The organism is Achromobacter sp. (assembly GCF_050285565.1).
Taxonomy (GTDB): domain Bacteria; phylum Pseudomonadota; class Gammaproteobacteria; order Burkholderiales; family Burkholderiaceae_B; genus Achromobacter.
In genome coordinates, this window is record NZ_JBLZXG010000003.1 from 444,651 (window position 1) to 462,170 (window position 17,520).

The window sequence follows — 17,520 nt, forward strand, 5'->3', positions numbered from 1 at the left end:
GTGTCGATGAGTAACGAGGATCGGATCAAGGGGTGGCGCGCGCGCAGAAAGGACAGCAGCTACGCGGTGGGAGCGGGCGTGGCCGCCTGGCGCCTGGACCCCGCCGCGCTGTTCGAGGCCAACGCCGAGCCGGCTGTGCTGTTCAAGCCCCTGCTGGCGCGCCTGCAGGGCGAACCGCATGACTCCGTGGCCGCCCGCCGGGCGGTTTACGAGGCCGTGCAGGCCGAGCTGGACGCGGAGATCGCGCGCGCCAAGGTCGATGAGACGTTGGCGGACTTCTCGCGGCGGCGCCTGCGCCTGATCGTGCGCCTGCTGGAGCAGGACATTCGCGCGGGCATCGAGGTGTTCGCGCCGGGCTACATGCCCGTTCGGCTGGCGGCCGAGGATCGGCGCCTGGCCGAGGCGCATGCCCGGCGCGAGGAGCGGCGCAGGCAGGAGACGGCGCGCGAGGCGCGCCGCCAGGCCTCGCGCAACGACGTCGCGCTGGAGATGGCGTTGCCGCCGGGCGAGGCCGGCGATCTGGCGATCCTGCGCGATCGCCTGCGCGGGCTGCATGCCGGGCATCATCCGCGCATCGCCGGCCGCGGCTGGCCGGGCGGACGCACGCTGCTGGCGCTGTTCGCCTACCAATTGCACGTGATGCATGGCGAGAGCCGGATCGCCCTGCTGTGGGCGCTGGTGGGGCCGGTGGTGCTGCTGACGCTGATCTCGTCGCTCTACATCCTGATGGGCACGCACTACATCCTGGGAATGGACGTGCAGACCTTCTCGCTGCTGGGCGCGACGACCTGGATCATGTTCCGGCAGATCATCTTCCGCAGCAGCACGGCCTACGTGTCGGCGCGCGGCCTGCTGAATCTCCAGGGCGTGTCGCCCTTGATGTGCGCGCTGGTGCAGGCGCTGCTATATGTGTCGGTGTACCTGGTGGTGTTCGTGGTGCTGATCGGCGCCGGCCACGCGCTGGATCTCATCACGCTGCCCAAGAGCTGGCCGGGCTTCATGCTGTATGTGGTGCTGATGGCGTGCTGCGCCGCGGCGATGGGGCTGCTGTTTGGGGCGATCGCGACCTTCTGGCACTTCTTCCTGCGGCTGGCCCCGGTGATCGAGCGCTTCCTGCAGATCTTCTCGGGCGTGTTCTTCGTCTCGGAGCAGTTGCCCGAGCACCTGCGGCCCTGGATGCTGTGGTTGCCGTTCGCCCATGGCATGCAGTTGCTGCGTTCCGCCTACTTCGATGCCTATGCGTCGCAGGACGCGAGCCTGGGTTACTTCCTGACTAGCCTGGTTTTCCTGATGGTGGTGGCCCTGGCGGCCGAACGGCTGGCGCGTCCCAACATCCAGCCGATGTGAGGCCCGACGATGATTCATCTCAATGGCGTGACGGACGATCCCAAGGCCTTCGGCAGCCGCCAGGCGCTGCTGGCCGAGGTTGATCTCGACATCCCGGTGGGACGCTACGCCTTGCTGTCGCCCGCCCCGGAGCTGCACCGGCAGATCATCGACCTGTTGTGCGGACTGCGTCCGCCGCGCCAGGGGTTTGTGCACCACGACGGCAACGTGTCCTGGGCCATCGGCCGGCAGGGCTTCATCCGGGGCAAGGCCAACGGGCTGAGCATGATCGAGCTGGTGAGCCAGATGTACGAGATCGACGCCGACGCCACCTACGAACTGGTGGCGGATCTGATCAGCGATCCCAGGATCCTGAGCCGGCCGATGGAACATTGGCCGCTGTATGCGCGGCAGGAGTTTTCGTTCGCGCTGGCCTTGGCGCCGGCGTTCGACGTCTACGTGATCGAAGGCGCCATTCCCTTCGAACCCTGCCGCTTCACCCGTCTCTGGCTGGCGCTCTTCGAAGAGCGGCTGGTCGGCAGGACGCTCATTCTTTCCAGTTACCGCCAGAATCAATTGGCGGACTATTGCCTGAAGGGCCTGATTTATGAACGCAGCGCACTCCGCATCGAAGACGACCTCGACCAGTGCATCCAGAAGTTCCCCGCGCGACGCTCAAGAAGCGAATCCGGAACAGGCGACGACGTCTTCGGCGGCTTCGACGAGGGCCAGCTCGGCTTCTGAGAGCGGCTCCGAGATCGAACGCCGGCGCCGCGAACGGCAGGCGGCGCTGGACGAGCGCCGCCGCCGCCGCTGGATCAAGGCATTCATCGTGGTCGCGCCGGTGGCGCTGGCCCTGGTCTACGTGCTCTGCATCGCCACGCCCCGTTACGAAGCGGAGTCGCGCTTCTTCGTGCAGTCCGGGTCCGGCCAGCAGGGCGGCGGCGCCATGGCGGCCAGCCTGCTCACCACGGGGAACTCGGGGGGCATGCTGGGCGGCTTCGTCGACGGCTGGGCGGTCAGCGATTTCCTCAAGTCGCGCGACTGCATGCGGCAACTGGACAAGAAGGTCGGCCTGCGCCAGTACTTGCTCAATGCCGGCCTGGACCCCGCGAACCATCTGTCGGAAGCGTCGAGCGAGGACGATCTGTATCGCGCCTATCGGGCCGCGGTCCAGGTGTCGTTCAACGCGCTGGAACAGATCGACGTGCTGCGCGTGCGGGCCTATTCGCCCGAGGACGCGGAAACCCTGTCCAAAGCCTTGATCGGCCTGGCCGAGGAGTTTGTCAGTTCCATGAACGAAAAGGGCGTGGCGGACAAACTGAAAGTGAGCGAGGAATCGGTCAGGCAGGCCGAACAGAAGGCGCTGGCCGCGCGCGAAGCCTTGACGGCATGGCGCACCACGCATGGCAATATCGATCCGACCGCCACGGTAGCCATGCTGTTGAACCTGTCCAGCCAGCTCGAGGCCGAGCTGAGCAGCGCCCAGATCAATCTGGACAAGATCCGCGCGTTGGGCAACAAGGACCACTTCATGCTCAAGCCCGCCGAAACCCAGGTCACGGCCCTGAAGAAACGGCTTGCCAGCGTGCGCCAGCGCCTGAGCGGCGAAGGCAACACCGAAGCCAAGCAGCTCAAGTCGTACGAGGCGCTGCGCAATACCCAGGCTTTTGCCGATTCCAACCTGACCCTGGCGCAGCAGTCATACCAGCAGGCCGTGACCGACGCGCTGCGCCTGCAGCGCTATTTGTCCATCATCGCGCAGCCGGTATCCACCGACCGGCCCAGCAGCCCGCGCACCGGCGTGCTGCTGCTGCAGGCGCTGGCACTGGGCTTCGTGCTCATGTTCGTCCTGCGGGCGGCGCTGGCCTTGTTGAGAGGATTGCGCCATGGTTGATACGACGATAGAACGCCCCGAAGCCACCACGCTCGATGCCACCGGCCGCTTGCGCGCGCTTCTCAAGCAGATCCTGGAGGCGGATGCGCCGGCGCCTGCCCTGGCCGGGCTCGCCACGGCGCTGGGGCAGGTGGCGCAGGGCTGGCGCGAGGCGCGCCGCCTGCTGGTGTCGCCGCTGATCCGCCAGGGCCGCCTGGCACTGGCGATCGCGGTGCTGGAGCGGCTGGTCGACGCCTATCCGGCACGCACCGACGACCGCCGCCTGCTCGCCAGCCTGCTGGGACGCACCGAACAATGGGACCGTGCCATTGCCCAGGCCGATGCGGCCGCCGCCCTCGCGCCCGAGACGGCGGCGCTGCAAGCGGCCCGGATACAACTGCGGCTCCAGGCCGGCCGCATCGCGCAGGCTGCCGACCTCGCGCGCCAGACCGCCGCGCTGGCGCTCGCCGACCCCGGCCAGGCGCACTGGTGGATGCTGGCCCATGCGCGCAGCGGCGACAGCCGCGACGCGGCCGCCATTGCGATGGCCTTGCGGGCGGATGACCTGCCGAACGCGCGCGTGGCGACGGTGGCCGTGCGCGCGCTGCTGGACGACGACCGGGTCGAGGCCGCGATCCGGTTGGGCACGGCGGCGTTGCAAGCGGGGCACGATGCCCCGGCCTTGCGCGCCTCGCTGGGCCTGGCGCACTTGCGGCGCGCTGGCGATGACGACCGCAAGCGGCATGCCCTGGCGCATTTCGCGGCGGGGTTGCAGGCCGCGCCGGCCGACGTCCGGCTGTTGACGCTGCACGGGGAAACGCTGCTGCGCGCCGGCCGCTACCAGGAGGCCGTGGCGCCGCTGCGGCAGGCCATGGAGCTGGCGCCGGATCTGGATCAGACCCGCGCCCTGTATGCGCGCGCGCTGCGCTACACCCAGCAGTACGGGCAGGCCGCCGAGCAACTGCTGCGACTGGTCGACAAATCGCCCGACAAGCCGCTCTGGCAGCGCGCCGCTATCGGCGCGCTGTCGCAAGCCGGGCGCAAGCAGGAGGCCGAGGCCCTGTTCGAGCGCTACGTGGCGCAACGCGGGCAAGCCCTGCCGCCGACGTTCCAGCAGGCCCTGGATCAATTGGAGCAGAAGCTCGATAGCGCGCCGATTCCGCAGGCCCGCCTGGACTGGGCCTGGTCGCTGCGCGGCGACACCACGGCCGACCGGGCGCAATGGGAGCGGCGCGCGCGCTGGGGCCACCTGGTGGACCACCTGCTGTTCGACTGGCTCGAATGCCGCGAGGACAGCGTCGAAGAGGCCATGCGGATGCTGGGCGAACTGGACAGCGGCGAGCGCTTCTTCGCGCCGTTGCTGGCGGCCGGGCGCGGCGTGGTGGTCGCCACGGCGCATGTGGGGCCCATGTATGCCGGGCTGATGGCGCTGGAACTGCTGGGGATCCCGTCCCGCTGGCTGGCGACCGCGCCCAGCATCGCCCGCAGCAGCTATGCCGCCGCCCTGATCTCGACCGCCGAGCAGACCGAGGCGCAGGTGGCCAAGGCCTGCATGCGCGCGCTGGCGGCGGGCAATGTGCTGTGCCTGGCCGTGGACGGCGCCGCCAACCCGGCCGCGCCGCGCACCGAGTTCGAAGGACAGGCGGTGACATACTCCGGCTTCGCGGCCCACCTGGCGCATCGCCAGGGCGTGCCGTCGGTGTTCTACGCGCCGCGCTGGGAAGACGGCCGCGTGGCCTATACGCTGGAGATGCTGCCCGCCGTGGCGCCCGGCGAGGACGCCGACGCGTATGCGCGGCGCTGGCAGGCGGCGTATTTCAAACACCTGCGGGCGCACGTGGCCGGTCCGCCCGAGAACCTGCGCCTGAGCGGCGGCATCTGGCGTCACGTGCAACCCGCGGATCGGTCCGCGCAGCGTTAGGGAGGGGATTTCGATGCAGACAGCAATGGTTTCGAGCGCCGCGCCCCGGGGCGCCGGGCGGCAGCCGGCCCGGGCCGCAGCGAGCCGGCGCGGATGGCTGCGCGCGCTCGCCCGGCTGGCGGCCCTGGGCATGCTGTACGGCGGCGCGGCCGCCGCCGCTGACACCTGCGCCAGCCCCGACGCGCGCTGCCCGTTTGTCGCGGCGCTGCTGCAGCAGCGCGAGGGCTATGGCGCCCAGGCCACCGGCGGTCTGGGCGGGCGCTTCATCGAGGTCACGTCCGACCAGGATTCCGGGCCGGGCACGCTGCGCGCGGCGCTGGCGCAAGCCAAGCAGGGCCCCACCTGGATCCGCTTCGCCGCCGACATGACGATCGTGCTGGATTCGCAATTGCGCGTGCCGTCCAATACGACGATCGATGGCCGAGGCAGGCATGTGGCCTTGATCGACGACGGGCTGGGCGTGTATGGCAGCAGGAACGTCATCCTCACGCACCTGACCATCGACGGCCGCCTGAACCGGCTGACGCAGGCCGTGAACATCGCCAACAACAGCCGCGACGTGTGGGTGGACCACCTGGATCTGTCGCGCATGTCCGATCGCCTGCTCAATGTGAAGAACGGCTCGACCGATGTCACGATCTCGTGGACGAAGTTCCACAACTCGAACAAGGTCATGCTGCTCAACAACATCACCTCGAAGAATCTGTTCGAGAACTACGAACGTGATTCGATCGCGCGCGTGACGCTGCACCACAATTATTTCTTCAACACCGTGCAGCGCAATCCCCGCGGCCAGTTCGGCACGTTCCACCTGTTCAACAACCTGCTGGAGAACTGGGACTTCTACGGCATGAGTTTCAGTCTGGAAGCCAAGGCGCTGGTCGAAGGCAATATCTTCAACAACGACGCCAGGCGCCAATGCGCGGAGCCAGCGTTCTTCCCCACGGTGGAAGGGGTGAAGGTGAACTACTGCCGCTATATCCCCACGGCCGCCAAGCGCAGCGCGCTGGACAACGGGGCGTCCGACGAGGGCGCCTACCAGGACTTGAAGGCCGTGCACGGCTATACGCGCGACTTCAAGGCGTTCCTGCGCCTGAAAGACAACCTCTACCTGGGCGACGCCAAGCCCGTGCTGCAGGACTACCGCCCCGAGGCGGCGCCGGCGCCGCCTTATTGCTACGGGTACGAGACACCTTCGGCGGCACTGGCGGACAGGATCCGCCAGCATGCCGGCAATACGAGCGGCGAGACGCCGTTGCCGGCGTCGCGGATCGGGGCGGGCTGCCCCGGATGAGCGCCGCTTGATCCCCGTCGTCGCCGCGCGCGGCGGGCGGGATGAGGACGGAAGGCGGCCTCAGGCCTGGTGCGACAACGGCCGCTCGGGAATCGGCGCGATCCGTTCGGGCGGTGGCGACACCCGCCAGGAGGCGCGCCGGCGCAGGGCGCCGAACAGCTTGAGGCCTTGCGGCCAGTCCGCCAGGCCGCTGTCGGCGTTGAGGTGGCCGGCGCCCGGGATCACGACCACGCGGCTGCCCCAGCTTTCGGCGAAGGCGCGCGCCCGTTCCAGCCGGCAATAGGGGTCGTTGTCGCTGGCCACCACCACGCTCTGAAAGGGCAGCGAGTGGCGCGGCACCGGTGCGAATCCGCGCAGGCAGGCCGGCGCGTCGGGCCGTTCGACATCGGCGGGCGCCACCAGCAGGGCGCCGGCGACCTTGGCGCGCAGCGGCACCGGCAGCGCCGCGCTGATCAGGCAGCCCAGGCTGTGGGCCACCAGCAGCACCGGACTGCGGGCCTGGTCGACCCGCGCCGCCAGGGTCGCGATCCATTCGGCGCTGACCGGATTCTCCCAGTCGCGCTGCTGCACCCGCTGCGCGTGCGGCAACAGGGCTTCCCAGCGCGATTGCCAGTGTTCGGGTCCGGAGTTTTTCCATCCGGGGACGATGATCGGTTGGAGTCTCATGGCGGCCATGATGCCGCGCCGCCTTAGTAACGCAAACGAATAAATGCGCTTTTGCATATACCGTGCGGGGCATAAGGGCTGCCTCTGGGCTGCACCCGGGGCGGCGCTCGCGGGATGCGGCACCGCAATATCGAAACCGCCTCCAACCCGGGCCGCAACCCCTGCGAAAGCCGCTATTTTTCAGTGTATGCTTGCCGTGCGAATGCAACGTAACGGGGCGTGACCTGTAGAGTTTTCCGGCCGTCCGCCCGGTACCTAAACCAACGATTACAAGCCATTGAAGGAGTGCACCCATGAAGCAAGCATTTCGTCTGACCCCGGTCCTGGCGGCCCTGGGCGTCGCCGCGGGACTGGCGTTCGGCGCCGGCGCGCAGGCGCAGACCATCAAGATCGGCGTGGTGGGCCCCACCACCGGCGCGGTCACTCAATACGGCGACATGGTGCGTGAAGGCGTCGACACCGCGGTGGAACGTATCAACGCCGCCGGCGGCATCAACGGCAAGAAGCTGGAAACCGTGGTCATCGACGACGGCTGCGAGCCCAAGCAGGGACCGGTCGCCGCCAACCGCGTGGTCAACAGCAAGATCGGCTTCGTCGTCGGCCACGTCTGCTCGGGCGCCACCATCGCCGCCGCCGACATCTACAACAATGAAGGCGTGGTCATGGTCACGCCCTCGGCCACCTCGCCGGCCCTGACCGACGGCAAGAACTACGAGTTCATCTTCCGCACCATCGGCCGCGACGACCAGCAGGGCCCCGCCGCCGCCAAGTTCATCCTGGAAAAGCTCAAGCCCAAGAAGGCCGCCGTGCTGCACGATAAGCAGTCGTATGGCCAGGGCATCGCCACCGCCGTCAAGAACGACCTCGAAAAGGGCGGCGTGCCCGTGGCGATTTTCGAAGGCATCAATGCCGGCGACAGCGACTACTCGGCCGTCATCACCAAGCTCAAGAGCCAGGGCGTGGACTTCGTCTACTACGGCGGCTACCACCCCGAAATGGGCCTGCTGCTGCGCCAGGCGGCCGAGCAGGGCGTGAAGGCCAAGTGGATGGGGCCGGAAGGCACGGGCAATCCCGACATCAACGCCATCGCCGGCGACGCCGTCGAAGGCATGCTGCTGACGCTGCCGGCCGACTTCACCCAGAACGCCGCCAATGCCGAGATCGTCAAGGCCTTCGCGGCCAAGAAGCGCAATGCCTCGGGCGCGTTCCAGATGACGGCCTACACCGCCACTCAGGTCATCGCCGACGGCATCAAGGGCGCCGGCAGCGAAGATCCGGCCAAGGTCGCCAAGTACCTGCACGCCAATTCGTTCGACACCCCGATCGGCAAGGTCAGCTGGAACAAGCAGGGCGACCTGACGAACTTCCAGTTCGACGTGTTCGTGTGGCACAAGGACGGCTCCAAGTCCGTTTACAAATAAGCGCCTGGGGCGCGCCAGCGGGCCTTGCGGCCGCCGGCGCGCCCAGCCGCTACCCCCTTCGGCCGGGCCGGAAGCAGCGTCTTCCCGCCCGGCTTTTCGTTGGGCGGCGCCCGCCGGCAAGCGGGCCGCGGGCTGCCCGGTCGAGCGCCGCTTGCGCGCTTTTGCGTAGAATGCGGCGACATTGACTTTATCCTTTCCTGTCCGGACCTCCCATGACCAAGGCCTTGCTAGTCGAAGACGATCCCAAGCTGTCGCGTCTGATCGCGCAGTTCCTGGAGCAACACGGGTTCCAGGTCGCCCAGGCGTACCGCGGCGACCACGCGGTGGAAGCGTTCCGCCGCCACGACCCGGCCATCACCATTCTCGACCTGATGCTGCCCGGGCGCGACGGCCTGCAGGTCTGCCGCGACCTGCGCGCCTTCTCGTCGGCGCCGATCCTGATGCTGACCGCGCGCGAAGACGACCTGGACCAGATCCTGGGATTGGAGTCGGGCGCGGACGACTACGTCATCAAGCCGGTCGAGCCGCGCGTGCTGCTGGCCCGCGTCCGCGCGCTGCTGCGGCGCCACAGCCAGCTCGAGGAACCGCCCGAGCGCCTGGAGTTCGGCCCGCTGGTGATCGACCGGCGCACCCGGGCCGTGGTGCACGGCGGCGTCGAGGTCGACCTGACCACCATGGAATTCGAAATGCTGTGGGCGCTGGCCAGCCAGGCCGGCCAGGTGCTGACCCGCGACGACCTGCTCAACGCGGTGCGCGGCATCGAATTCAACGGCCTGGACCGCAGTGTCGACGTCTGCGTCAGCAAGCTGCGGCGCAAGCTGGACGATGACCCGCGCGATCCGGCGCGCATCAAGACCGTGTGGGGCAAGGGCTATCTGTTCTCGCCCAAGGCGCACGAGGGCAGCGATGATTAGATTCGTCCTGCGGCTGTTCGTGGTGCTGGCGGTGGGGTTCGTGATTTCCAATGAAGTCGTGGACCGCTCGGCCAACTACCTGTTCGAGCCGGTCAGCGACGCTTATACCCGCGAGTCGGTGCGCGGGCAGATCCACAGCCTGGTACAGGAGCTCTCGAAGGTCGAGCCGGGCGCGCGTGCCGCCCACATCGAGCAGCAACTGGCGCCTTACTACGGCCTGGGCCTGCGGGTCGTCAGCGCCTCGGACTACAACGCCAGCGACAAGGAACGCCGCATCGCCGCCAGCGGCGATTTCTTCATCCGCGACAAGATGCAGACCTTCGTGGCCGCCATACCCGGCCCCGGCAACCAGTGGCTGGAGGTCAAGCTGCCCCCGGAGCCGTCGTTCGGCCCGTGGGTGGTGGCCGCGGTCTATTCGGCGCTGGGACTGCTGCTGTGCGCCTTCATGCTGGTATGGGCGCTGCCGATCTGGCGCGACCTGGAGGCCCTGAAAACGGCGGCGTTGCGCATGGGGCAGGGCGACCTGCTGGCGCGGGCGCGGCTGTCGCGCCATTCCAGCATCGGCAATCTGGGCGACACCTTCAACCAGATGTCCGAACGCATCGGCGCCTTGATCGGCAACCAGCGCGAGCTCACCAATGCCGTCTCGCACGAGCTGCGCACGCCCATCGCGCGGCTGTCGTTCGAGCTGGACATGATCGGCCGCGCCGAGGATCCGGCCGAGCGCCAGCGCCTGATCGAAGACATGAAGAGCGACGTGGCCGAGCTCGACAGCATGGCCTCCGAGCTGCTGATGTACGCGCGTCTGGAGCACAAGGGCGATGGTGTCGCGCTGCAACCGCAGGACGCGCGCGCCTGGCTGGATTCGGTGGTGCAGCATGCCGCGTTCCAGGCGGGGCAGTCCGGCGTTTGCTGCGAAGTGGTGTTGTGCCAGGTGCGCGAAGTGCACCTGCACCAGCGTTACATGACGCGGGCCTTGCTCAACCTGTTGCAGAACGCCATCCGCTACGCTGGCCGTCGGGTGCAGGTCAGCCTGGTGTCGCCGGCCGCGCGCGAGTACGTGCTGATGGTCGATGACGATGGCCCCGGCATTGCGGCGGCCGACCGCGAGCGCATCTTCGAGCCCTTCATCCGCCTGGACGAAAGCCGCGACCGCGGCACCGGCGGCGCCGGCCTGGGCCTGGCCATCGTCAGCCGCGTGGCGCGCTGGCACAACGGCACCGCTGAAGCCGCCGATAGCCCGCTGGGCGGGGCCCGCTTCATCATCACCTGGAAGGCGGCCTGAGGTGCGCCGTCGCGGCGCGGCGAGGCCTGCCGGCACGCCTTTAACAAACTTCACAAACGCCCCCCCGAATCTTCACAAACTCCCTACAAAGCGGGAAAGATCGGCGCGCCGCCCCTGACTAGCATGACGGCAGTTCTTCGCAGAGGAAGCCGCGTCCGTCATGTTCCGATTCACCCGCCTGGCTGCCATCGCCATGCTCCTGATCGCCGCCGGCGGTTGCCAGGGCGTGGCCCCTGCCGCCCCGCCCGCCATCGCCAAGGGCGATTACCCGGCGGTGGTGGCGTACCTGAAGCAGCGCATCGCCTACGATCTGGACGCGCAGCGCGTGCCGGGCCTGTCAATCGCCATCGTCGATGATCAGCGCACAGTCTGGAGCGGCGGCTTCGGCTACGCCGATCGGGCGCGTCACCGCCCCGCCACGGGCGACACGCTGTACCGGGTCGGCGCCATCTCCAAGATCGTGACCGCGGCGGGCGTGCTGCGCGCCGCCGACGATGGCCGGCTGTCGCTGGATCAGCCGGCCGCGCTGGCGCTGCCGGCGTGGCCAGCCGAGCCCCGGCGCGCCGCGATGCACTGGATGGGCACCGATCCCTTCACCGCCCGCCGCCTGTTGGCGCTGCGCCCCGACACGCTGGAGGACACCATGGGCCGCGCCCGCGCCGACATGGGGTATGCGCTGTTGGGCGAGATGGTGACGCACGCGGCCGACGAACCCTTCGACGCCTACGTGCGGCGCACGCTGTTGCAACCGCTGAACATCTCCCGCGCCGGTTTTCGCGTCGCCAGCGCCAGCGACGCCGCGCGCGAGCTGCGCGCGGCCGGCTACCGGCGCGGCCAGCCGTGGACCGAGCAGCCGCGGCCCAATGAGCCGGCCGAGGGCCTGTGGGCCAGCTCGGCCGAGATGGCGCGCTTTTCCAGCATGCTGTTCGGCGGCGGCACCTACCACGGGCGCCGCATCCTGAACGACGAATCCGCGCACGCCTTGCTCAACCTCGAAACCGTGGCCAACGGCCTGGAACTGGAGTGCCGCCTGGCGCTGTCGTGGCTGGCCGCGCCCTGTGACCAGGACTATCTCGCCGGTGACGTCGTGCGCCAGCACAGCGGCGCCACCGAGGCGTTCCACGCGCGCTGGCTGTTGGCGCCGCGCGAGAAGCTGGCGGTGCTGGTGATGAGCAATGCCGATAGCGCCGAGCCGCTGGTGGCCTCGGTCGCGGCCCTGGCGATGACCCTGATGCGCCAGGCCAAGGGCGTGCCGCAAGAGTAATGCCGCGCCGCGCGCGGCGCGGCACTGTTTCCCCTCCAACCTCGTTTCCCGGATGTATTTATGAAGCGATATCCCTCTATCTCCTCGATGCGGCGCCGCGTCGGCGCCGCGTATCTGCTGGCGAGCCTGCCGACGCTGTCTTGCGCCGCGGGCGGCCTGCAGGTCGCCGACAACTCGGTCTACGGTTCGCGCGGCGCCAGTGGCCGCGGTATCGAGGTGTCCACCGGCGCCGAAAAACCCGCCGACCAGTGGAAGTTCTACGGCACGCTGGGCGTGGGCTACGCGCCGCGCTACAGCGGCAGCGACGAAAGCTCGGCGTTGCCGATCTTCGGGCTCGGCATCCGCAGCCCGGGCGGCTTCTTCCTGGACACGGCGCATGGCCTGGGCTGGGAGACCGAGGCGCTGAGCAGCACCTTCCGCTTCTACCTGGCGCCGAGCGCCTCGCGCAAGGATCACAAGAAGGGTAGCGAGGGCTCGAACCAGCTGCGTGGCATGGGCGACATCAAGAGCCGCGCGCAGATCGGCATGGACGCCGAAACCCAGCTCGGCCCGGTGACGTTGTCGGCCACGGTGGCGCACGCTTTCAAGAAGGGCGACGACCGCGATGTGGGCAGCGCCTACACGCTGTTCAACCTGGGGGCCAGCGCCACGGTCTACGAAGGGACGGCGGGATCGCTGTCGCTGGGACTGACCGGCACGTTCGGCGACGGCAACTATATGCGCACCTGGTATGGCGTGAGCGATCGGCAGTCGGCCCGGTCGGGCTACCGCCGCTACCGCCCCAAGGGCGGCCTGGAGAGCCTGGGACTGGGCGCGACCTGGGCGCTGCCATTGAGCAAGGAATGGTCGTGGTCGGTGGCGGCCGAGGCGCGCCGGCTGTATGGCGACGCGGCCGACAGCCCGATCGTGAAGGATCGCAATCAGTACTCGATCGGCACGATGATCACGTATACGTACTGAGCCGGCCGGGAAAGACCCGCCTCAGAAGCGGGGCGGGAAGGGGGCGGGCCTGCCGGCCGAGACCGCCGCCCTTCGGCAGGCTTACAGGCCCTGGACGCGGCGGCCGGTGTCGGCCTCGAACCAGTGCAGCGGATGACGGCCGTCGGGGCCGACATTGACGCGGTCGCCGACCTTGGCGGACGCCTCGGACAACTGGCGCGTGGTGCAACGCACCACCAGCGTCGACTTGCCGCAGCGGCAGTGCACCAGTTGCTCGGAACCCAGGGTTTCGACCATTTCGACTTCGGCCGGCACGCCCTGCGTATTCAGCAGCATGTGCTCGGGGCGCATGCCCATGATGACCTTGCGGCCGCGCACCGGCGAGGGCACCTGCAGCGGCGAGATATCCAGCGCCAGGCCGTCGCCGCTCTGCACCGTGCCGTCGCCGGCCACGTTGACTTCCATCAGGTTCATCGGCGGCGAGCCGATGAAGCCGGCCACGAAGGTGGAGGCGGGCTTCTCGAACACTTCCATCGGCGTGCCGATCTGCTCGGGCACGCCCTGGTACATGACGATCATGCGGTGCGCCAGCGTCATGGCCTCGACCTGGTCGTGGGTCACGTACAGGCTGGTGGTGCCCAGGCGGCGGTGCAGCTTCATGATCTCCAGGCGCATCGCCACGCGCAGCTTGGCGTCCAGGTTCGACAGCGGTTCGTCGAACAGGAACACCTTGGGTTCGCGCACGATGGCGCGGCCCATGGCCACGCGCTGGCGCTGGCCGCCCGACAGCGCGCGCGGGCGGCGGTCGAGCAGGTGGCTCAGTTCCAGGATCTGCGCGGCGACGTCGACGCGTTTTTTGATCTCGTCCTTGGAGAACTTGCGGATCTTCAAGCCGTAGGCCATGTTCTCGAACACGGTCATGTGCGGGTAGAGCGCGTAGTTCTGGAACACCATCGCGATGTCGCGCTCGGCCGGCTCGAGGTTGTTGACGACCTTGTCGTCGATCACGATCTCGCCGCTGGTCACGGTTTCCAGGCCGGCGACCATGCGCATCAGCGTGGACTTGCCGCAGCCGGAGGGGCCGACGATGACGATGAATTCACCGTCCTTGACGTCCATGTCGATGCCATGGATCACCGGCACGTTGCCGGCATAGGTTTTCTTGACGTTGCGAAAGCTGAGAGTAGCCATGAGTTATTCGTATTCGGAGTCGTTGTCGGGGCTGCGATCGTGGGCGTGCGTCACTTGTCACTTTTCAGTGTCGACCAGCCCCTTGACGAACCATTTCTGCATCAGGATGACGACCAGCGCCGGCGGGATCATCGCCAGCATGGCGGTGGCCATGGTGATGTTCCATTCGGTCACGCTATCGCCGCCGCTGATCATGCGCTTGATGCCGATGACGACGGGGTACATGTCTTCCTGCGTGGTCACCAGCAGCGGCCACAGGTATTGGTTCCAGCCGTAGATGAACTGGATCACGAACAGCGCGGCGATGCTGGTCTTGGACAGCGGCAGCAGCACGTCGCGGAAGAAACGCACCGGGCCGGCGCCGTCGATGCGGGCGGCCTCGATCAGCTCGTCCGGCACGGTCAGGAAGAACTGGCGGAACAGGAACGTGGCCGTGGCCGAGGCGATCAGCGGCAGCGTCAGGCCGGCGTAGCTGTTGAGCAGGCCCAGGTCGGCCACCACCTTGTAGGTGGGCGCGATCCGCACTTCCACCGGCAGCATCAGCGTGACGAAGATCATCCAGAAAAAGAACATGCGGCCGGGGAAGCGGAAGTACACCACCGCGAAGGCCGACAGCAGCGAGATCGCGATCTTGCCGATGGAAATCGCCAGCGCCATGATCAGGCTGACGTACATCATGCGGCCCACCGGCGCGCCGGCCGAGCCGCCGGACGAGCCGCCGAACAGCGCCTGCATGTAGTTGTCGACGAAGTGCGGACCGGGGATCAGCGACATCGGCGCGGATGCCACTTCCTGCGCGGTCTGGGTCGACGCGACGAAAGTGACATAGAGCGGAAAGGCCACCATGGCCACCCCGCACAGCAGGATGACGTGGGCCAGAATATCCAGCCAGGGACGGCGTTCAACCATTGTTATCTGCCTCGAAAATCAATACTGCACTTTGCGGTCGACGTAGCGGAACTGCACGACCGTCAGGGCAATCACAATGAACATCAGCACCACCGACTGGGCCGCGGACGAGCCCAGATCCAGGCCACGGAAGCCGTCGCTGTACACCTTGTAGACCAGGATCGACGTGGACGTGCCCGGGCCGCCCTGCGTGGTGGTGTCGACCACCGCGAAGGTGTCGAAGAAGGCGTAGATGATGTTGACCACCAGCAGGAAGAAGGTGGTGGGCGAGAGCAGCGGGAACACGATGCTCCAGAAGCGGCGCGACGGGCTGGCGCCGTCGATCGCGGCGGCCTCGATCAGCGAACGCGGAATCGACTGCAGGCCGGCCAGGAAGAACAGGAAGTTGTACGAGACCTGCTTCCAGACGGCCGCGATCAGTACCAGGATCATGGCCTGGTTGCCGTCCAGGCGCGGGTTCCAGTCGACGCCGGCCTGGCGCAGGGCCACGGCCAGGATGCCGACCGAGGGCGAGAACAGGAACAGCCACAGCACGCCGACCACGGCGGGCGCCACGGCGTAGGGCCAGATCAGCAGGGTCTTGTAGAGCCCGGCGCCGCGGATCACGCGGTCGGCCATGACGGCCAGCAGCAGCGACACGCCCAGGCCGACCACCGCGACCAGGATCGAGAACACCGCCGTGACCCGGAAGGAATCAAGGTAGGCCTGTTGCGAGAACAGCTCCATGAAGTTGTCGAGACCGACGAACTCGGAGGACAGGCCGAACGCATCTTCCAGCCGCATCGACTGCCACATGGCCTGGCCGGCGGGAAGGAAGAAGAAGACCACGGTAATGATGATCTGCGGCAGGAGCAGCAGATAGGGCAGAGTCTTATGCCCGAAGACAACACGTTTTTCCATAGGGGGAACCCAAGGTACGAAAAGCGGCGGTTGGATTAACCGCCGCCTGGTGAAGCAGCCGCCGGGGTGGGCCGGCCAGCCTTTGGCGCGGGGAACGCGCCGATACGCACAAAAACACGATAGGCTTAAAGCCCTAAAAAAACCAGGGCTTTAAGCCTCTCTGGGACGACGCAAACCCCTGTCACGAAACGAAAATCGCGCGTGCCGGGGGCTTGCCCGCCAGCCGTTGAACGGCCGTTACTTTACACTCTTCTCGAACTTTTCCAGCAATTCGTTGCCGCGCTTGACGATGTTCTCGGCGCCGTCCTTGGCCGAAACCTTGCCGGAAACGATACGTTCGATTTCAGCGTCCTCGATTTCACGGATCTGCGGCAGGAAGCCCAGGCGCAGGCCGCGCGACTGCGCGGTGGTTTCGACGTTCAACTGCTTGACGCCCACTTCGGTGCCGGGGTTCTTGTCGTAGAAGCCTTCCTTCTTGGTCAGCTCGTAGGCGGCCTTGGTGACGGGCACGTAGCCGGTCTGCTGGTGCCAGCGGGCGGCGATTTCCGGGCTGGCCAGGAACTTGAAGAAGGCGGTCACGCCCTTGTAGGTTTCCGGCTTCTTGTTGGCGAAGACCCACAGCGAAGCGCCACCGATGATGGTGTTCTGCGGCGCGCCTTGCACGTCGGCGTAGTAGGGCAGGGTCGAGGTGCCGAATTCGAACTTGGCGTTCTTGGCGATGTTGGCGCGCAGGCCCGACGAACCCGTGATCATGGCGCACTTGCCGCTGATGAACAGCGAGTTCGGCTCGTCGCCGCGGCCGCCATACATGAAGATGCCTTCCTTGCCCAGCTTGGCCAGGTTTTCCAGGTGGCGCACGTGCAGCGGGGTGTTGATGGCGATGCGGGCGTCCAGGCCGCCGAAGCCGTTGTCCTTGGTGGCGTAGGGCACGTTGTGCCAGGCCGAGAACGTTTCCAGCTGAACCCACGACGGCCACGAGGTGGTGTAGCCGCATTCCTGGCCGGCGGCCTTGAGCTTCTGGCCGGCGGCGGCCAGTTCTTCCCAGGTCTTGGGCGGCTTGTCGGCGTCCAGGCCGGCTTTCTTGAAGGCGTCCTTGTTGTAGTAGAACACCACGGTCGAGCTGTTGAAGGGCATCGACACCAGCTTGCCGTCGGCCGACGAGTAGTAGCCGGCCACGGCGCCGATGAATTCCTTCGGATCGATCGGGTTGCCGGCTTCTTCCGACATCTGCTGCACCGGCTTGATGGCGCCCTTGGCGTACATCATGGTGGCGGTGCCGACTTCGAACACCTGCAGGATGTCCGGGGCGTTGCCGGCGCGGAACGCGGCGATGCCGGCGTTCATCGATTCACCGTAGTTGCCCTTGTAGACGGCCTTGACCTGGTAGTCGGGGTTCTTCTTGTTGAACTCGTCGACCAGACCGTTGACGCGGTCGCCCAGCGCGCCTTCCATCGAGTGCCAGAACGTGATCTCGGTGGCCGCGTGCGCGGAGGCGCCGGCGAAGGCCGCCATGACGGCGGCGAAGGTGAGGGCAATTCGGTGGGATCGCATGAGAGGTTTCCTCCAGTTGGTCGTGTCGCGACCGGGTTGTCCGGGCGCGGAAAACACGTCACC

The 17,520-nt window shown here is 67.5% G+C and carries 15 protein-coding genes; 10 read left to right on the forward strand and 5 right to left on the reverse strand.

Annotated elements, in window-relative coordinates; genetic code table 11:
- Positions 1-6 precede the first annotated feature (6 nt).
- From ACN6O8_RS07940 to ACN6O8_RS07960, 5 genes are all read left to right on the forward strand, one after another.
- A complete protein-coding gene (locus ACN6O8_RS07940; RefSeq protein WP_427990511.1) occupies positions 7-1,347 on the forward strand; it encodes an ABC transporter permease in 1,341 nt (446 codons plus the stop codon).
- A gap of 9 nt (positions 1,348-1,356) precedes the next feature.
- Positions 1,357-2,070 carry an ATPase gene (locus ACN6O8_RS07945; RefSeq protein WP_427990512.1) on the forward strand — a complete coding sequence of 238 codons (714 nt, stop codon included), beginning with the start codon at positions 1,357-1,359 and terminating at the stop codon, positions 2,068-2,070.
- Positions 2,071-2,191: 121 nt separating this feature from the next.
- Positions 2,192-3,223, forward strand: a complete 1,032-nt coding sequence (locus ACN6O8_RS07950) for a sugar ABC transporter (protein ID WP_427990684.1) — start codon at positions 2,192-2,194, stop codon at positions 3,221-3,223.
- Complete coding sequence (locus ACN6O8_RS07955; protein WP_427990513.1) at positions 3,216-5,123, forward strand: tetratricopeptide repeat protein; 1,908 nt, start codon at positions 3,216-3,218, stop codon at positions 5,121-5,123. Before ACN6O8_RS07950 ends, ACN6O8_RS07955 begins: the two co-directional genes overlap by 8 nt.
- A gap of 130 nt (positions 5,124-5,253) precedes the next feature.
- Entirely contained in the window at positions 5,254-6,417 is a 1,164-nt protein-coding gene (locus ACN6O8_RS07960) for a pectate lyase family protein (protein ID WP_427990685.1), read from the forward strand.
- A 60-nt stretch (positions 6,418-6,477) separates the two neighbouring features.
- Here ACN6O8_RS07960 and ACN6O8_RS07965 read toward each other — a convergent pair whose 3' ends face one another.
- A complete protein-coding gene (locus ACN6O8_RS07965) occupies positions 6,478-7,083 on the reverse strand; it encodes an RBBP9/YdeN family alpha/beta hydrolase (RefSeq protein WP_427990514.1) in 606 nt (201 codons plus the stop codon).
- Between the two features lie 293 nt (positions 7,084-7,376).
- On the opposite strand from ACN6O8_RS07965, the gene ACN6O8_RS07970 reads away from it, so the two are divergent.
- From ACN6O8_RS07970 to ACN6O8_RS07990, 5 genes are all read left to right on the forward strand, one after another.
- Positions 7,377-8,504: a branched-chain amino acid ABC transporter substrate-binding protein gene (locus ACN6O8_RS07970; protein ID WP_427990515.1), complete on the forward strand. Its 1,128-nt coding sequence runs from the start codon at positions 7,377-7,379 to the stop codon at positions 8,502-8,504.
- A 212-nt stretch (positions 8,505-8,716) separates the two neighbouring features.
- Positions 8,717-9,418: a response regulator gene (locus ACN6O8_RS07975; protein WP_427990516.1), complete on the forward strand. Its 702-nt coding sequence runs from the start codon at positions 8,717-8,719 to the stop codon at positions 9,416-9,418.
- Positions 9,411-10,703 carry an ATP-binding protein gene (locus ACN6O8_RS07980; RefSeq protein WP_427990517.1) on the forward strand — a complete coding sequence of 431 codons (1,293 nt, stop codon included), beginning with the start codon at positions 9,411-9,413 and terminating at the stop codon, positions 10,701-10,703. The genes ACN6O8_RS07975 and ACN6O8_RS07980 overlap by 8 nt, the downstream gene beginning before the upstream one ends.
- Positions 10,704-10,863: 160 nt before the next feature.
- Positions 10,864-11,967, forward strand: coding sequence for a serine hydrolase domain-containing protein (locus tag ACN6O8_RS07985; protein ID WP_427990518.1), 1,104 nt, complete (start codon positions 10,864-10,866; stop codon positions 11,965-11,967).
- Positions 11,968-12,027: 60 nt separating this feature from the next.
- The gene (locus ACN6O8_RS07990) at positions 12,028-12,927 is read left to right on the forward strand and encodes a MipA/OmpV family protein (RefSeq protein WP_427990519.1); all 900 of its coding nucleotides are present in this window, start codon (positions 12,028-12,030) and stop codon (positions 12,925-12,927) included.
- 81 nt (positions 12,928-13,008) lie between these two features.
- Here ACN6O8_RS07990 and ACN6O8_RS07995 read toward each other — a convergent pair whose 3' ends face one another.
- The 4 genes from ACN6O8_RS07995 to ugpB form a co-directional block, all read right to left on the reverse strand.
- Positions 13,009-14,097: a sn-glycerol-3-phosphate import ATP-binding protein UgpC gene (locus tag ACN6O8_RS07995; RefSeq protein ID WP_427990520.1), complete on the reverse strand. Its 1,089-nt coding sequence runs from the start codon at positions 14,095-14,097 to the stop codon at positions 13,009-13,011.
- Between the two features lie 57 nt (positions 14,098-14,154).
- The gene (gene ugpE / locus ACN6O8_RS08000; RefSeq protein ID WP_427990521.1) at positions 14,155-15,006 is read right to left on the reverse strand and encodes a sn-glycerol-3-phosphate ABC transporter permease UgpE; all 852 of its coding nucleotides are present in this window, start codon (positions 15,004-15,006) and stop codon (positions 14,155-14,157) included.
- A gap of 18 nt (positions 15,007-15,024) precedes the next feature.
- Positions 15,025-15,906 carry a sn-glycerol-3-phosphate ABC transporter permease UgpA gene (gene ugpA, locus ACN6O8_RS08005; RefSeq protein WP_427990522.1) on the reverse strand — a complete coding sequence of 294 codons (882 nt, stop codon included), beginning with the start codon at positions 15,904-15,906 and terminating at the stop codon, positions 15,025-15,027.
- Positions 15,907-16,143: 237 nt separating this feature from the next.
- Entirely contained in the window at positions 16,144-17,457 is a 1,314-nt protein-coding gene (gene ugpB, locus ACN6O8_RS08010) for a sn-glycerol-3-phosphate ABC transporter substrate-binding protein UgpB (protein WP_049073546.1), read from the reverse strand.
- Positions 17,458-17,520 lie beyond the last annotated feature (63 nt).

What these genes read in the sequence shown, in the direction of transcription:
- ugpA (WP_427990522.1), bottom strand. Translation starts at nt 15,906, where the DNA reads ATGGAAAAACGTGTTGTCTTCGGGCATAAGACTCTGCCCTATCTGCTG.
- ACN6O8_RS07980 (WP_427990517.1), top strand. Translation starts at nt 9,411, where the DNA reads ATGATTAGATTCGTCCTGCGGCTGTTCGTGGTGCTGGCGGTGGGGTTC.
- ugpE (WP_427990521.1), bottom strand. Translation starts at nt 15,006, where the DNA reads ATGGTTGAACGCCGTCCCTGGCTGGATATTCTGGCCCACGTCATCCTG.
- ACN6O8_RS07975 (WP_427990516.1), top strand. Translation starts at nt 8,717, where the DNA reads ATGACCAAGGCCTTGCTAGTCGAAGACGATCCCAAGCTGTCGCGTCTG.
- ACN6O8_RS07960 (WP_427990685.1), top strand. Translation starts at nt 5,254, where the DNA reads ATGCTGTACGGCGGCGCGGCCGCCGCCGCTGACACCTGCGCCAGCCCC.
- ACN6O8_RS07990 (WP_427990519.1), top strand. Translation starts at nt 12,028, where the DNA reads ATGAAGCGATATCCCTCTATCTCCTCGATGCGGCGCCGCGTCGGCGCC.
- ACN6O8_RS07940 (WP_427990511.1), top strand. Translation starts at nt 7, where the DNA reads ATGAGTAACGAGGATCGGATCAAGGGGTGGCGCGCGCGCAGAAAGGAC.
- ACN6O8_RS07955 (WP_427990513.1), top strand. Translation starts at nt 3,216, where the DNA reads ATGGTTGATACGACGATAGAACGCCCCGAAGCCACCACGCTCGATGCC.
- ACN6O8_RS07965 (WP_427990514.1), bottom strand. Translation starts at nt 7,083, where the DNA reads ATGAGACTCCAACCGATCATCGTCCCCGGATGGAAAAACTCCGGACCC.
- ACN6O8_RS07995 (WP_427990520.1), bottom strand. Translation starts at nt 14,097, where the DNA reads ATGGCTACTCTCAGCTTTCGCAACGTCAAGAAAACCTATGCCGGCAAC.
- ACN6O8_RS07945 (WP_427990512.1), top strand. Translation starts at nt 1,357, where the DNA reads ATGATTCATCTCAATGGCGTGACGGACGATCCCAAGGCCTTCGGCAGC.
- ACN6O8_RS07970 (WP_427990515.1), top strand. Translation starts at nt 7,377, where the DNA reads ATGAAGCAAGCATTTCGTCTGACCCCGGTCCTGGCGGCCCTGGGCGTC.
- ACN6O8_RS07985 (WP_427990518.1), top strand. Translation starts at nt 10,864, where the DNA reads ATGTTCCGATTCACCCGCCTGGCTGCCATCGCCATGCTCCTGATCGCC.
- ugpB (WP_049073546.1), bottom strand. Translation starts at nt 17,457, where the DNA reads ATGCGATCCCACCGAATTGCCCTCACCTTCGCCGCCGTCATGGCGGCC.